Annotated in this window: 14 protein-coding genes; 10 read left to right on the top strand and 4 right to left on the bottom strand. The window is 71.0% G+C overall.

Annotated elements, in window-relative coordinates:
* Window positions 1-48: 48 nt before the first annotated feature.
* Entirely contained in the window at window positions 49-825 is a 777-nt protein-coding gene (locus tag ACGFRF_RS24320) for an SDR family NAD(P)-dependent oxidoreductase (RefSeq protein ID WP_393743173.1), read from the top strand.
* Window positions 822-971 carry a hypothetical protein gene (locus tag ACGFRF_RS24325; protein ID WP_393743175.1) on the top strand — a complete coding sequence of 50 codons (150 nt, stop codon included), beginning with the start codon at window positions 822-824 and terminating at the stop codon, window positions 969-971. Before ACGFRF_RS24320 ends, ACGFRF_RS24325 begins: the two co-directional genes overlap by 4 nt.
* Before the next feature lie 45 nt (window positions 972-1,016).
* Here the strand turns inward: ACGFRF_RS24325 and ACGFRF_RS24330 are convergent, their stop codons facing one another.
* Complete coding sequence (locus ACGFRF_RS24330; RefSeq protein WP_393743177.1) at window positions 1,017-2,210, bottom strand: RtcB family protein; 1,194 nt, start codon at window positions 2,208-2,210, stop codon at window positions 1,017-1,019.
* Between the two features lie 230 nt (window positions 2,211-2,440).
* Here ACGFRF_RS24330 and ACGFRF_RS24335 point away from each other — a divergent pair, with 230 nt between their 5' ends.
* From ACGFRF_RS24335 to ACGFRF_RS24345, 3 genes are all read left to right on the top strand, one after another.
* Window positions 2,441-3,292: a DUF3558 domain-containing protein gene (locus ACGFRF_RS24335; protein WP_393743179.1), complete on the top strand. Its 852-nt coding sequence runs from the start codon at window positions 2,441-2,443 to the stop codon at window positions 3,290-3,292.
* Window positions 3,293-3,405: 113 nt separating this feature from the next.
* Entirely contained in the window at window positions 3,406-4,374 is a 969-nt protein-coding gene (locus ACGFRF_RS24340) for a DUF3558 family protein (RefSeq protein ID WP_393743181.1), read from the top strand.
* A gap of 99 nt (window positions 4,375-4,473) precedes the next feature.
* Window positions 4,474-5,718, top strand: coding sequence for a DUF2637 domain-containing protein (locus ACGFRF_RS24345; RefSeq protein ID WP_393743183.1), 1,245 nt, complete (start codon window positions 4,474-4,476; stop codon window positions 5,716-5,718).
* A gap of 62 nt (window positions 5,719-5,780) precedes the next feature.
* On the opposite strand, the gene lysS is transcribed toward ACGFRF_RS24345, so the two are convergent.
* Window positions 5,781-7,523 (bottom strand): lysine--tRNA ligase, encoded by a 1,743-nt coding sequence (lysS, locus tag ACGFRF_RS24350; protein WP_393743185.1) that lies wholly within the window; start codon window positions 7,521-7,523, stop codon window positions 5,781-5,783.
* 127 nt (window positions 7,524-7,650) lie between these two features.
* On the opposite strand from lysS, the gene argS reads away from it, so the two are divergent.
* The 3 genes from argS (at window position 7,651) to ACGFRF_RS24365 (ending at window position 11,277) form a co-directional block, all read left to right on the top strand.
* Window positions 7,651-9,414: an arginine--tRNA ligase gene (gene argS / locus ACGFRF_RS24355; RefSeq protein WP_393743187.1), complete on the top strand. Its 1,764-nt coding sequence runs from the start codon at window positions 7,651-7,653 to the stop codon at window positions 9,412-9,414.
* A gap of 52 nt (window positions 9,415-9,466) precedes the next feature.
* Window positions 9,467-10,342, top strand: a complete 876-nt coding sequence (locus tag ACGFRF_RS24360; protein WP_393743189.1) for a nucleic acid/nucleotide deaminase domain-containing protein — start codon at window positions 9,467-9,469, stop codon at window positions 10,340-10,342.
* 251 nt (window positions 10,343-10,593) lie between these two features.
* Entirely contained in the window at window positions 10,594-11,277 is a 684-nt protein-coding gene (locus ACGFRF_RS24365) for a chaplin family protein (RefSeq protein ID WP_393743191.1), read from the top strand.
* A 103-nt stretch (window positions 11,278-11,380) separates the two neighbouring features.
* On the opposite strand, the gene ACGFRF_RS24370 is transcribed toward ACGFRF_RS24365, so the two are convergent.
* Complete coding sequence (locus tag ACGFRF_RS24370) at window positions 11,381-12,352, bottom strand: helix-turn-helix transcriptional regulator (protein WP_393743192.1); 972 nt, start codon at window positions 12,350-12,352, stop codon at window positions 11,381-11,383.
* A gap of 73 nt (window positions 12,353-12,425) precedes the next feature.
* Here ACGFRF_RS24370 and ACGFRF_RS24375 point away from each other — a divergent pair, with 73 nt between their 5' ends.
* Entirely contained in the window at window positions 12,426-12,812 is a 387-nt protein-coding gene (locus ACGFRF_RS24375) for a VOC family protein (RefSeq protein ID WP_393743194.1), read from the top strand.
* Window positions 12,813-12,899: 87 nt separating this feature from the next.
* Window positions 12,900-13,754 carry a DUF4253 domain-containing protein gene (locus ACGFRF_RS24380; RefSeq protein WP_393743196.1) on the top strand — a complete coding sequence of 285 codons (855 nt, stop codon included), beginning with the start codon at window positions 12,900-12,902 and terminating at the stop codon, window positions 13,752-13,754.
* Between the two features lie 56 nt (window positions 13,755-13,810).
* On the opposite strand, the gene ACGFRF_RS24385 is transcribed toward ACGFRF_RS24380, so the two are convergent.
* Window positions 13,811-15,019 (bottom strand): PLP-dependent aminotransferase family protein, encoded by a 1,209-nt coding sequence (locus ACGFRF_RS24385; RefSeq protein ID WP_393743198.1) that lies wholly within the window; start codon window positions 15,017-15,019, stop codon window positions 13,811-13,813.
* Between the last annotated feature and the right edge of the window lie 55 nt (window positions 15,020-15,074).

A 15,074-nucleotide genomic window follows, 5' to 3' on the forward strand; every position in this document is an offset into this window, starting at 1 on the left:
TCGCCTACGCTGGACGGAACCGACCCCGCACCGACCCAGGAGCAGCCCATGGCCACCGCAGCCCCGTCCGCCGCCTCCCGCATCGCCGTCGTCACCGGTGCGAGCAGCGGCATCGGCGCCGCCACGGCCCGGCAGCTCGCCGAGGCCGGCTACCGCGTCGTCCTCACCGCCCGCCGCAAGGACCGCATCGAGGCCCTGGCCGAGGAACTGACGAACGCGGGCCACTCGGCGGTGGCGTACCAGCTGGACGTGACCGACCGCGCGGCGGTCGACGAGTTCGCGACGGCGTTCCGGACGATCGGCGTCCTGGTCAACAACGCGGGCGGCGCCCTCGGCGCGGACCCGGTGGCCACCGGCGACCCGGCGGACTGGCGCACGATGTACGAGACGAACGTCATCGGCACCCTGAACCTCACCCAGGCGCTGCTCCCCGCGCTGGTCGCGAGCGGCGACGGCGTGGTCGTCGTGGTCTCCTCCACCGCCGGCCACGGCACCTACGAGGGCGGCGCGGGCTATGTGGCCGCCAAGCACGGCGCCCACGTCCTCGCCGAGACCCTCCGCCTGGAGATCGTCGGTCAGCCGGTCCGGGTCATCGAGATCGCGCCCGGCATGGTCAGGACGGACGAGTTCGCGCTGACCCGCTTCGGCGGCGACACGGAGAAGGCGGCCAAGGTTTACGCGGGCGTCGCCGAGCCCCTGACCGCCGACGACGTGGCCGAGACGATCACCTGGGCGGTCACCCGCCCCAGCCACGTCAACATCGACCTGCTGGTCGTCCGCCCCCGCGCCCAGGCCTCCAACACCAAGGTGCACCGGGAACAGTGACGACCGCCGACGACTCCTTCGAGAAGCGCCGCCTGGCCCAGGAGACGAAGAACGAACGCCAGGTCTGGTACTTCCTGGCCTACTTCCTCTTCGGCATCCACTTCCTGGCGTTCGTGATGATCTACGCGGTCCGCCACGCGAAGTAGGGCGGGCCGGTACGGTTCCGGCCCGCCCCGACCGAGCGGAAGGCGTCAGCCCTTCACGCAGACGACCTGCTTCAGCTTCGCCACGACCTCGACCAGGTCCCGCTGCTGGTCGATGACCTGATCGATCGGCTTGTAGGCGCCCGGGATCTCGTCCACGACGCCGGAGTCCTTGCGGCACTCCACGCCCCGGGTCTGCTCCTCCAGGTCCTTCGTGGAGAAGCGCCGCTTGGCCGCGTTGCGGCTCATGCGCCGACCGGCGCCGTGCGAGGCGGAGTTGAAGGCGTGCTCGTTCCCGAGGCCCTTCACGATGTACGAGCCCGTGCCCATGGAGCCCGGGATGATCCCGTACTCCCCGGAGCCGGCCCGGATCGCGCCCTTGCGGGTGACGAGCAGGTCCATGCCCGCGTACCGCTCCTGCGCCACGTAGTTGTGGTGGCAGGAGATCTCCCGCTCGAAGGCCGGCCTGGCCTTCTTGAACTCCTTGCGGACCACGTCCTTCAGGAGCGCCATCATCAGCGTGCGGTTGTACTTGGCGTACTCCTGCGCCCAGAACAGGTCGTTGCGGTAGGCCGCCATCTGCGGGGTGTCCGCGACGAAGACGGCGAGATCGCGGTCGACCAGGCCCTGGTTGTGCGGGAGCTTCTGGGCCACGCCGATGTGGTGCTCGGCGAGTTCCTTGCCGATGTTCCGGGAGCCGGAGTGCAGCATGAGCCAGACGGAACCGTTCGTGTCCGTGCAGATCTCAATGAAATGGTTTCCGCCTCCGAGCGTTCCCATCTGCTTCGAGGCACGCTCGTGACGGAACCTGACCGCTTCCGCGACCCCGTCGAACCGCCCCCAGAACTCGTCCCACCCACCGGTGGCCAGCCCGTGGAACCGGCCCGGCTCGACGGGATCCTCGTGCATCCCCCGCCCCACCGGAATCGTCTGCTCGATCTTCGACCGCAGTCGGGACAGGTCGCCCGGCAGGTCGTCGGCCGTCAGGGACGTCTTGACCGCCGACATCCCGCACCCGATGTCCACTCCCACCGCGGCCGGGCACACGGCCCCCTGCATCGCGATGACCGATCCGACCGTGGCGCCCTTTCCGTAGTGGACGTCCGGCATCACGGCCAGGCCCTTGATCCAGGGCAGGGTGGCCACGTTCTGGAGCTGGCGCAGGGCCACGTCCTCCACCGTCGCGGGGTCCGTCCACATCCGGATCGGGACCTTCGCGCCCGGTATCTCCACGTACGACATACGTTCCTCATTCCCCCGGCAAAGACAACACAAGGCTTAAAAGCAACAAAACGCAAAAGCGGCGCCAAGGTCCATGAAAAGGGACGAGGGACCGGCGTCCACGGCAGTGCGTGCGATACACATTGTCTCCAGGGGGCGCCCCGCCACGGCAAGCGAATAACCAGCGGGGACACTGGAGCACCAGGCGATCGACCACCGTCGGATCGCACACCGTCGAGAGGAGCCCGACCGTGCAGCGCAAGGCGTACGTACCCGGCACCGCCGCCCTCCTCGCGGCGTTGCTGGCCGGCTGCACGGGCGGTTCCGGGGGCGACAGCCCGACGGACGACGCGAACCCGGGCGACGCAGGGACGAGCGTGGCCACCGCCCAGCCCGGCAAGTACCGCACCCTGCCCGAGCCCTGCGGCGCGGTCGGCCACGACACGCTCGACTCATTGCTGCCCGGCATCAAGCAGATCACCGACCCGAGCCAGCGGGACAAGGCCTACCAGGGCGCGGCCTCGCTCACCTACGACACCGATCGCAAGGTCGGCTGTCACTGGAAGGTGGAGTCGGCCGCCGCCACCGACCGCCTCTCGGTCGACTTCGAGCGCGTGGTGTCGTACGACAACGCCGTCAGCGACGACGACCAGGCGCAAAAGCTGTTCCAGGAGAAGGAGACGGCGGCCGATCTGCCCGAGCCGGGCAGTGGCTCGGCGTCGGCGGGCGCCTCGAGCGCCACCCCGTCGCCCACGGCCTCCGCCGGCGGCAAGGCGACCCCCTCGGGCACCCCTTCCGGTTCCGCCTCCGGCCCCGCTTCCGGCTCCCCCTCCGGGTCCTCCGCCGGCGCCACCCCGACCGGTCTGGAGCCGCGCACCCTTCCCGATCTCGGTGACGAGGCGTATCTCGACGACCAGCTGAGCACGTCCGGTTCGACGGCCGAACAGCGGACGGTGACTGTGGTGTTCCGCACGTCCAACGTCGTCGTCACCCTCCAGTACGAGGAGCAGCCGACGGCGATGGGAACGGTCCCGGACAGCAAGGAAATGCAGGACAGGGCCCGTGATCTGGCCTCCCAACTGGCCGACGCGCTCAACAGTTGACGGCCGTGGCGGGCCCACCCGAGCCCGCCCGCGAAGCGGTCGGAGGCAAACCCCGCGGCTTGTTCACCGCGTACCGTGGGGCCCCGCAGGAACCCGCACGAACACCGAGCGTCATGAGTGAAGGAACCATGCAGCGAGCAGCCCAGCGAGACGACCGTGCCATGGGGGTATCGCCCACACCGTTCACGCAGTGGGGGAGTGACCGGCGAGCCAAGCGCCTGCGCCGTGCTCTCGTCTGCGCGGCAGCCGTTCCCGCGGTGCTGATCACCGCCGCCTGCTCCTCGGACTCGGGGGACTCCAAGGCCGAGGGCGGCGACAGCGCCTCTGCCCAGCAGTCCACGGGCAGTTCCACGCAGCCCTCCGCCAGCGCGTCCCCGACCGTGCGGGCGGCCGCGTACGGGGAACTTCCGGACCCGTGCGCGGTGCTGCCGAAGAAGACCCTGACCGATCTGGTGCCCAAGGGCGCGAAGTCCGGCAAGAAGGGCAGCTCGGACGATCCGTCGTTCCGTGCCTCCTGCGCCTGGAACAGCCTGGACAACAACGGCGTCAAGGGGTCCCAGTTCCGCTGGTTGAACGTCTCCCTGCTCCGTTTCGACTCGGACACCACGCGGGGCGCCGGCGACACGCAGGCGCACGCGTACTACACGCAGCAGCTCAAGGACGCCCAGGCGGTGGAGGGCGCCAAGAACACCAAGGTGATACCCGTGTCCGGTACGGGCGCTGAGGCGACGGCGGTGCGCTACGACCTGAAGAAGAAGGAGGGCCTCTTCAAGCAGCAGACGGTCGTGGCCCGGGTCGAGAACGTCGTCGTCACCCTCGACTACAACGGTGCCGGTCTGGCGGGCGAGAAGACCCCGGACGCCGACGACCTGACGAAGGCCGCGGAAAAGGCGCTCAAGGACGCGGTCGCGTCCGTCTCGGCGGCCAACGGTGAAGGTTCTGCGCAGGGTTCGGACACCACTGCCCCCGCGTCTCCCTCCGCGTCGGCGTCGAAGTCCCCGTCGAAGTCGCCGTCGAAGTCGCCGTCGAAGTCCCCCTCCGCCGGCGCGTCCGCGTCCAGGGCAGCCGCCAAGAAGGACTGACCGGCACCACGTTCGCCGCACGCGTGTGCCACTCTGTTGCGCGCAACAACACGCAAGGGGAGGGGAGTGCGAGTGGCCGCGCCACTGCAGCTGACTCGGATGCACCGCGTTCTCATCGGCGTGGTCGTGACCGGCGCGCTGATCATCGCCGGCATCGGCTTCGCCGGTTCGTACGCGGCCGTCCGTGAACTGGCCGTCAAGAAGGGCTTCGGGAACTTCTCCTACGTGTTCCCGGTGGGCATCGACGCGGGCATCTGTGTCCTGCTCGCCCTGGACCTGCTGCTGACCTGGATCCGCATCCCCTTCCCGCTCCTCCGCCAGACGGCGTGGCTCCTGACGGTGGCGACGATCGCCTTCAACGGAGCCGCCGCCTGGCCGGACCCGCTGGGCGTGGGCATGCACGCGGTGATCCCGATCCTCTTCGTCGTCGCCGTCGAAGCGGCCCGCCACGCCATCGGCCGCATCGCGGACATCACCGCCGACAAGCACATGGAGGGCGTCCGCCTCACCCGGTGGCTGCTCTCCCCCCTACCGACGTTCCTCCTCTGGCGCCGTATGAAGCTGTGGGAGCTGCGCTCCTACGACCAGGTCATCAAGCTGGAGCAGGAACGTCTCGTGTACCAGGCCCGACTGCGCTCCCGCTTCGGCCGGGCCTGGCGCAGGAAGGCTCCGGTGGAGTCGCTGATGCCCTTGAGGCTGGCCCGCTACGGCGTCCCGCTGGCGGAGACGGCCCCGGCGGGCTTGGCGGCGGCGGGCATCGAGCCGGTGCTGCTCCCCCCGGCCCCGCAGCAGCCGCAGCTCGCGGCGGCAGCCGATGCCGCCGTGGCCGTGGGCGGTCGTGCCGCCGGGCCGGCGCCCGTCCCACGGCAGGTGGCGCCGCGCGGCGAGCAGCGCCCCGAACCCCCCGTGGACGAGCAGAGTCCGTGGTTCCAGGCGCAGCGCGAGATCGAGTACCACGGCGGCTACGACCCGACCTACGAGCCGCCCCCGGAGCCTCAGTACGAGCCCGAGGAGCAGTACGAGGACTGGTACGAGGAACAGCCCGCCGAGCAGTTCCAGCAGCCCTCCCCGGAGGAGACCGGCAGCTTCCCCATACCGGTGGGCCCGAACCGCACGCGGGAACTCGGCGACGGCGGCGGCACTCCGGAGCCGGAGCTGACCGAGGAGGACTTCTACCTGGTCTTCCGCAAGTCGATCGACGGCAGCTACCCCACGCCCGCCCAGTTCAGGGACGACGTGGAGGCGACCTTCGGTATCGCTCTCCCGCCGCGCGAGTCCGACCGCATGGTCACCCGCTTCGCCGAGCGTCACACCCGGGAACTCCAGGAAGAACACATCGCCTGACGCCATGCGGACGGCAGGAAGAAGGGGCCCTCCTTCCGAAAGGGCCCCTTCTTCCTCACCGCTTACTCCCCGAGCAGGGCCCGCACCCGCTCCTGCCCCACCGCGAGCAGCAGCGTGGGCAGCCGGGGCCCGGTGTCCCGGCCCACCAGCAGGTGGTACAGCAGCGCGAAGAACGACCGCTGAGCCGTCTTGATCTCCGGCGGCAGCTCCTTCGGCGTGGCGTCGGCCGAGAACCCGGCCTGCACCTTCGGCACGCCGTAGACCAGGTGCGTCAGCCCGTCCAGCGACCAGCGCTCGGCGAGCCCGTCGAGCAGCAGCCGCACCGACTGCTGGGACGCCTCGTCGAGGGACTTCAGCAGCTCGGCGTCGGGCTCGTCGCGGACGATCGTGCGCTGGTCGGCGGGGACGTGCGTGTTGATCCACGCCTCGGCCTTGTCGTACCGCGGCCGCGCCTCGTCCAGCGACGCCAGCGGCTGCTCCGGGTCCAGCTCGGAGAGGATGCGCAGGGCCTGGTCCTCGTGTCCGGCGGTGATGTCGGCGACGGACGCGAGCGTGCGGTACGGCAGCGGACGCGGCGTCTTCGGCAGCTCACCGGCGGCCGTGCCCACGGCACGCGTGTACGCGGCCACGTCCGCCGGCAGGGCGGAGCCGTCCGCGACCTTCGCCGCCAGCTTGTCCCACTCGTCGTAGAGCCGCTGGATCTCCTGGTCGAAGGCGATCTTGAAGGACTGGTTGGGCCGGCGGCGCGCGTACAGCCAGCGCAGGAGCTGCGGCTCCATGATCCTCAGCGCGTCGGCCGGGGTGGGCACGCCACCGCGCGAGGACGACATCTTCGCCATGCCGGAGATGCCGACGAAGGCGTACATCGGGCCGATCGGCTGCTTGCCGCCGAAGATGCCGACGATCTGGCCGCCGACCTGGAAGGACGAACCCGGCGAGGAGTGGTCGACACCGCTCGGCTCGAAGATCACGCCCTCGTACGCCCACCGCATCGGCCAGTCGACCTTCCAGACCAGCTTGCCGCGGTTGAACTCGCTGAGCCGGACGGTCTCGGCGAAGCCGCAGGCGGTGCAGGTGTACGACAGCTCGGTGGTGTCGTCGTCGTACGAGGTGACGGTCGTCAGGTCCTTGCCGCAGCCGCCGCAGTACGGCTTGTACGGGAAGTATCCGGCGGAACCGGAGCTGCCGTCGTCCTCGGACGCGGCGCCCGAGCCCTCCTCGGCCTCCAGCTCGGCCTCGTCGACCGCCTTCTGCTGCTGCTTCTTGGCCGGCTTCGGCTTGGTCCGGTACTGGGCGAGGATCGCGTCGATGTCACCGCGGTGCTTCATCGCGTGCAGGATCTGCTCGCGGTAGGCGCCGGAGGTGTACTGCTCGGTCTGGCTGATCCCGTCGAACTCGACGCCCAGCTCGGCCAGCGACTCGATCATCGCGGCCTTGAAGTGCTCGGCCCAGTTCGGGTGCGCCGAGCCCTTCGGGGCCGGCACCGAGGTCAGGGGCTTGCCGATGTGCTCTGCCCAGGACTCGTCGATGCCCGCGACACCCGCCGGCACCTTGCGGTACCGGTCGTAGTCGTCCCAGGAGATCAGGTGGCGGACCTGGTACCCGCGGCGGCGGATCTCGTCGGCGACGAGGTGCGGGGTCATGACCTCGCGGAGGTTGCCGAGGTGGATCGGGCCGGAGGGAGAGAGGCCGGACGCGACCACGACCGGTTTGCCCGGGGCACGGCGCTCCGACTCCTCGATGACCTCATCCGCGAAACGGGAGACCCAGTCGGTGGTCTCGGTGCTCTGAGCCACGATCGGCACGTCCTTCTTTCTGAACGGGTGACACTCCATTGTCACAGACCGTCTTGCGACCGGGAAAACCGCTTTACCCCCCATGGGATACTGACGGGGACTATCCATCCCCACGAGGAGAACGGCACCCATTCCTATGGCCTCGGTCACGTCCCTCAGCGACTCCGTCCAGCAGCACCTCGCGTCCGCCCTCTCGGCCACCCTGCCGGAGGCCGCCGACGCCGACCCGCTGCTGCGACGTAGCGACCGGGCGGACTTCCAGGCCAACGGCATCCTGGCCCTGGCCAAGAAGGCGAAGGCGAACCCCCGGGAGCTGGCGACCCAGGTCGTCTCCCAGGTGGTGACAGGTGACCTGATCGAGGACGTCGAGGTCTCCGGCCCCGGCTTCCTCAACATCACCATCGCGGACAAGGCGATCACCGGGAACCTGGCCGCGCGGTACGCGGACGACACGGGACGCCTCGGCGTGCCGACCGTCGCGAACCCCGGCACGACGGTGATCGACTACGCCCAGCCGAACGTGGCGAAGGAGATGCACGTCGGCCACCTGCGCTCCGCGGTGATCGGCGACTCGGTGGTCCAGCTCCTGGAGTTCACCGGCGAGAACGTGGTCCGCCGCCACCACATCGGCGACTGGGGCACCCAGTTCGGCATGCTCATCCAGTACCTGGACGAGCACCCGCACGAGCTGGACCACAAGGACACCCAGGTCACCGGCGAGGAGGCGATGTCGAACCTCGACCGCCTCTACAAGGCCGCGCGCAAGCTCTTCGACTCCGACGAGGAGTTCAAGACGCGGGCCCGCCGCCGGGTGGTCGACCTCCAGGCCGGCGACCCGCACACGCTCGCCATGTGGCAGAAGTTCGTGGACGAGTCGAAGATCTACTTCTTCTCCGTCTTCGAGAAGCTCGACATGGAGATCCGGGACCCGGACATCGTCGGCGAGTCCGGCTACAACGACATGCTGGCCGAGACCTGCCGCCTGCTGGAGGACTCGGGTGTCGCCGTCCGCTCCGAGGGCGCCCTGTGCGTGTTCTTCGAGGACATCAAGGGCCCGGACGGCAAGCCGGTCCCGCTGATCGTGCAGAAGTCGGACGGCGGCTACGGGTACGCGGCGACCGACCTGTCCGCGATCCGTGACCGCGTCTTCAACCTCAAGGCGCACACCCTGCTGTACGTGGTGGACGCCCGCCAGGCCCTGCACTTCCGGATGGTCTTCGAGACCGCGCGCCGGGCCGGCTGGCTGGGTGACCACGTCAAGGCGCACCAGCTGGCGTTCGGCACGGTCCTCGGCAAGGACGGCAAGCCGTTCAAGACGCGTGAGGGGGAGACGGTCCGCCTGGTCGACCTGCTCGACGAGGCGATCGAGCGCGCCTCCGCGGTCGTACGGGAGAAGGCGCAGGACCTCTCCGAGGAGGAGATCGCCGAGCGCGGCGCCCAGGTGGGCATCGGCGCGGTGAAGTACGCGGACCTGTCGACGTCGGCCAACCGGGACTACAAGTTCGACCTGGACCAGATGGTCTCGCTCAACGGCGACACGAGCGTGTATCTGCAGTACGCGTACGCCCGTATCCAGTCCATCCTGCGCAAGGCCGGCGAGGTCCGCCCGGCCGCGCACCCGGAGCTGGAACTGGCGGACGCCGAGCGGGCGCTGGGACTGCACGCGGACGCGTTCGCGGAGACGGTGCGGGAAGCGGCGGCGGAGTACGCCCCGCACAAGCTGGCCGCGTACCTGTACCAGCTGGCGTCCCTGTACACGACGTTCTACGACAAGTGCCCGGTCCTGAAGGCCGAGACGCCGGAGCAGGTGGAGAACCGCCTCTTCCTGTGCGACGTCACGGCCCGCACCCTCCACCAGGGCATGGCCCTGCTGGGTATCCGGACCCCCGAGAAGCTCTGACACAGCCCTTAGAGTCTGTGGAGACCCGTCTCCACAGACCGAAAGGCACCCCATGCCCGAGCGTGTCCCCGATCCGTCCGTGGCCCACTTCGGTGCGGACGGCATGCGCCGGTTCACGATGTCCGGCTCGTACGGGATCGAGCTGCCCGAGGCGGCCCGGGAGACGCTGACGGGCACCGGGGTGCCGCTGCACGTGGCGCCGTACTTCACCGCGGCGGGTGACACCGACGGACCGACGCTGGGGACGGCCGCCGGGCACGACGGACTGCGTGCGCCCGCCGGGCAGGAGAACTGGCTGCGGATCGGCACGGACCCGCTGGCACACCTGTGCGTACGGCCGGACGGCGCGGTGCAGGCGGTGTTCCCGCAGCTCGAGGAGGACGACATGTTCGTCAGCTCCGGCGTCCCGGCGTTCAACGCCTCACTGGCGGCGCTGGACCGGCGGCTGCCGGTGATCGCCGCCTCGACCAGCCTGCCCGTGGCGGCCGCCGCGTTCCGTGAGCTGAACGCCGAACTGCGGCTGATCGACGCCGACGCCTTCGCGGAACGCGAGAGCTGGTGGCCGAGGGTGCTGGACGACGTACGGCACACCCTCAACTTCCCCTTCTCCGCCGCGTTCGAGTACGTCGACGCGGCGGGCGGCAAGCAGATCGTCACCGACGCGACGGGGCCGGGCCGTGCGCACCCGGAGGAACTGGTCTGGCAGCGGCTCCGGGCCGAGGGGGTCGCACCGGAGCAGGTGCGGCGCGTCTACTGCGAACTGGAGCCGTGCGTGATGCCCGGCCACTACTGCGCCGTGTGGCTCCAGGCGACGTTCCCGCACGCGGAGTTCACCCACAGCTTCGACTACGGCTCCACCGCCGAGTCCCGGGAAGAGGGCCTCAAGGAGTTGATCACCTACGCCGCGAAGCAGGCGGGCCGCGGGTGACGTCAGCGGGAGAAGGGGGTCGCCCGCGGACCGCCTGAATCGGTCGCTCGATGAACTCGAGCACGGAATCCGGTGAGACATGAATATCGGATCGGCGACGCGAGTCATCCGCCACCCGGGGCCATGACGCGGAGCGAAAGGTGGATAAGCCATAACTTGGACGGCCTCCCCTGCGTTTCACCTGGTGCGGGTGAGCGCCCGCACCATGTCTGAGAGGCAGGGAGCCTATGAGACGGGTTACCCGAAACAGTGTGCTTGCCGTCGCGGCCGCCTCCGGCGCGATGGCAGTGGCAGGTCCGGTGCACGCCGACTCCGCCGCGGACGCCGCCGCGGTCGGCTCACCCGGCCTGATCTCCGGTAACACGGTGCATCTACCGCTACACGTCCCCGTGAACGTGTGCGGGAACACCGTGAACGTGGCAGGACTCCTCAACCCTGCCCTGGGCAACAAGTGCGCCAACGAGGGCGGGACCCCCGGGAAGGACGGGAAGGAACAGCCCACGGCAGCGGACCAGGCCACGGCCCAGTCCGTCACGAAGGACTCGCCGGGCGTCGTCTCCGGGAACGGCATCCAGCTGCCGGTGCATCTGCCGGTGAACGTCAGCGGCAACACCGTCGACGTCGTGGGCATCGGCAACCCGGTCTTCGGCAACACGTCCACGAACGGCTCGACCGACCGTCCTGACGAGCCCAGTCCGTCCACGCCGCCCACGCGGACCTCGCCGCCGGACCGAGCCGAGCCCCAGCCGCACACCCCTCCCGCCGAGCGCACGACGCCGAAGCCGGTCGTCGTGGCGCAGCCGCCGAGGCACACGCTCGCCCACACCGGAACGGACAGCACCGTGACCGCCGTGGCCGCGAGTGTGGCGTCGCTCCTCGGCGGGACGGTCCTGTACCGCGGTTTCCGCTCGCGGACGGCCCGCCGGGAGGGCTGATCCAACGGCGCAGCAAGACGGCCTCGTCGGACACGTCCACGTTCCGACGAGGCCGTAGCTGTTCCCGCGTGCGCCAGGACGAGACGCAGGGCCGCCGCGGCCCTCAGTCCGCGGCCGGACCGCCGTTCGCGTTGGCCTCGTACACGGCGCTGGTTCGGCGCAGCAGGGCCTGCCGTACCGCATCCGGTGCGAGGACCCGCAACGGTGTCGCCAGACCGAGGAGGTAGCGGGCGAGGCCGTCCGCGTCGGGGCCGCCGATGTCGACGAGCGTGGCGTCGGGGCCGTCGGGGCGGTGCGTGCCGACGGTCGCGGGGACCAGCCGCAGCGCCTGGTCCATGGGCACGGGGAGACGGACGGTCGCGGTCAGCGGGTAGGGGCCGTTCGCGATGTTGCGGGAGACCAGCAGCGCCGGGTCGGGCGGGTCGGTGAGCTGCGCCGGCTGCCCGGTGAGCTGCAGCCGCTCCACCCGGTCGGCCCGGAACGTCCGCCACTGCTCGCGGGCCACATCACGCGCGACGAAGTACCAGCGCCGTCCGGTGTGGACGAGACGGTACGGATCGACGTCCCGGACGGTGGCCTTCCCCTGTCCGTCGCAGTACGCCAGCCGGGCACGTTCACCCCGGCGGCAGGCGGCGGCCAACTCCAGCAGCAGGCCGGACCTGATCTGCGGTTCCTCGGGCCCCGGGAGGCGTACGAAGGCGTCGTCCCACTCCCCCAGGCGGTCCGCGATCCGCTGCGGCAGCACCTGGCGGAGCTTCAGCAGCGCCGACAGCGCGGCCTGGTCGCCGCCGGGCGCGCCGCTGAGCGCCGCCCCGCGCAGCCCGACCGCCACGGCGAGGGCTTCCTCGTCGTCGAGGATCAGCGGAGGCACCCGGGAGCCGGCGCGCAGGCGGTAACCGCCCCAGGGCCCCGCGTCGGAGTCCACGGAGTAGCCGAGTTCGCGGAGTCTTGCGACGTCCCGCCGGACCGTGCGGTCGGTGACCTCCATGCGCTCGGCCAGTTCCGCGCAGGTCCAGGACGGCCGGGAGGACAGCAGGGACAGCAGGCGCAGCAGGCGGGCGGACGCACTGATCACGCCGCGAAGTCTTCCACACGGTCTTTCCTGACCAGGACCGGAACTGTCCTGGTCATGTCCTAGCGTCGTCCCCATGAGCACGGAGACCACTTCCACACCCGCGTTCCGCTACGCCGCCGTCACCTTCGACTGCGCCGATCCCGCCGAACTGGCTCGCTTCTACGGCGAGTTGCTCGGCTTCCCGGTCCTCTTCTCCACCGACGACTTCGTCCTGCTGGGCCAGGAGGGAGCGGCCGGCCTCGGCTTCAACCGCCTGGCCGACTACCGCCCGCCCACCTGGCCGGACCCCACCCAGGAGAAGCAGGCCCACATCGAACTGGGCGTCGACGACCTGGAGGCTGCCGAGACCCGGCTGCTGGCCCTCGGCGCCAAGAAGCCCGACTTCCAGCCGTCCCCGGATCGCTGGCGGGTCCTGCTGGACCCCGCGGGCCACCCGTTCTGCATCACCACACTCGTCTGAGAGCGACCCACACTCGTCCAGGGCAGCCCGGAGTCACATCCGCCGCACCCGTCATCGATGTCAGTGCCTGCCCCTACAGTCACGCGCATGGCGACTCTTCCCAACCCGCTGCCCGCACTGGCGGCCGACCCGAGCGGGCGTTCCGCCGGACTCCGACTCCCGCCGGGGAGGCTGATCGACGCGACGATCGACGGCCCGTGGCGGGAGCCACTGCTGTGGCATGCCGGCGGTCCGGCCGCGCCCGGGCACTGGGCGGCCCTGGGCGTACCGGCCCGCCGGGCGGGCCTGCTGCCGGTGCTGCTCGACGTGGACGGCACCCAGGGCGGGCCCGAGGACTGGCAGCTGCGGCCCGGGCGCACCTCGTACCCCGGGGACCACGACGCCGAGGAGGTGCTCGCGGAGTACTGGGGTGACGAGGAACCGGAGGGAGCGGAGGAGGGGCAGGCGTACGGGCCCGACGACGAACTGGCCGAGCTGCTCGCGCCGTTCGGGTTCGACTGGCCGGGCCTCGCGCCCGCCGGCCCCCTCACCGTCGACCCCGACACCTGTGCCGCCCGGCTCGCCGACTCGCTCACCGACGGGTCCTCCGCCCGGGCGACGGGCGGGCCGCGACTGGCCCTGGTGCCGGCCCGGCGCTCCGCCGACATCCCCGCCGCCATCGGCTGGTCCGGGCCGCTCAACCACGAGAACGACGTGGCCCGCCTCTGTGCGGTCCTGCGCTCCTGGGAGGACCGCTTCGGCATACGGGTCGTGACGCTCGGCTTCGACACACTGGTGGTGTCCGTGGCCGCCCCGCCCGTCGATCTCGCCGACGCCGAGGCGCTGGCGGCGGAGCACTTCGCGTTCTGCCCGGACAACCTCACCCAGAGCGGCCTGGGCAGCCTGGGCGACTACGCCAAGGCACTCGTCGGCGAGCGCGCCTGGCACTTCTGGTGGGACTGACCACACCCGTCAGCCCACCCCCCCCCGTCAGCGCAATCCCGTCAGCGCAACCCCCGTCAGCTCAGTCCCCTGCCCAGCCTCCGCAGCCCCTCCCGGATCTCCGGCGGCGTCTGCGTCACGAAGCACAGGCGGAGCGTCGAGCGGTCGGGTTCCCCGGCGTAGAAGGGGGCACCGGGGACGTACGCCACGTCCCGCTCCACCACCCTCGGGAGCAGGGCCGTGGTGTCGTACGTCTCCGGCAGTCTGACCCACAGGAACATGCCGCCCTCGGGACGGGTCCACGACGCGCCCTCGGGCAGGGCCTCGGCCAGCCCGGCGAGCATCGCGTCCCGGCGTTCGCCGTACACGGCCCGCACCCGCGCGACATGCGCGTCCAGAACGTCCAGGTACCGGGCCGCCGCCAACTGGTTGACCGTCGGCGTGTGCAGGTCCGCCGCCTGCTTGGCGACCGCGCACGCCGGGCGCAGTCCGGCGGGGGCGCGCAGCCAGCCCAGGCGCAGGCCGGGGGCCATCACCTTGGAGAGGGAGCCGAGGAGGACCGTCCTGTCCCCGGCGCCGGGGAAGGACGCGATCCAGGGGACGCGCTCGCCGTCGTAGCGGAGTTCGCCGTACGGGTCGTCCTCGATGATCCACAGCCCCTCGCGGGCGGCCACGGCGGCGATCGCCTCGCGACGCGGCGCGGGCATCGTACGGCCGGTGGGGTTCTGGAAGGTGGGGACGAGGTAGAGCAGCTTCGGACGCTCGCGGCGGACCGCCTCCTCCAGAGCCTGCGGGTCCGCTCCGTCCTCGTCGCCCGGCACGGCGACCACCCGCGCGCCGGCCAGGCCGAAGACCTGGAGCGCCGCGAGGTAGCAGGGGTTCTCGACGAGGACGGTGTCGCCGGGTTCGAGCAGGGCCGTCGCCAGGAGGGACAGCGCCTGCTGCGAACCGGTCGTGATCAGCAGGTCGTCGGGGCCGGTGGGCAGACCCGCGGCGGTGACTCGGGACGCCAGCCCCGCGCGCAGCGCCGGTTCGCCCTCAGTGGTGGAGTACTGGAGCGCCTGGGCCGGGGTGTGAGCCAGCACCTCCTGGAACGCGGCCGCTATGCCGTCCCGGTCGAAGAGTTCCGGTGCCGGGAGGCCGCCGGCGAAGTTGATGACCTCGGGGCGTGCGGTCACCGCGAGGATGTCCCGGACCGGCGAGCCGCCCACGCTGCGGGCACGGGCGGCGAGCGGTGGAACGGGGGCAGCGGACGGCGCGGACGGCGCGGACTCGGTGACGGTCATGGCACGGCTCTCCTTCGGGTGCGGGCGTCTCGTCCGCAGCGTAGGGAGTTAGGTG

Source organism: Streptomyces sp. NPDC048521, from assembly GCF_043199855.1.
In the GTDB taxonomy this organism is placed as follows: Bacteria; Actinomycetota; Actinomycetes; order Streptomycetales; family Streptomycetaceae; genus Streptomyces.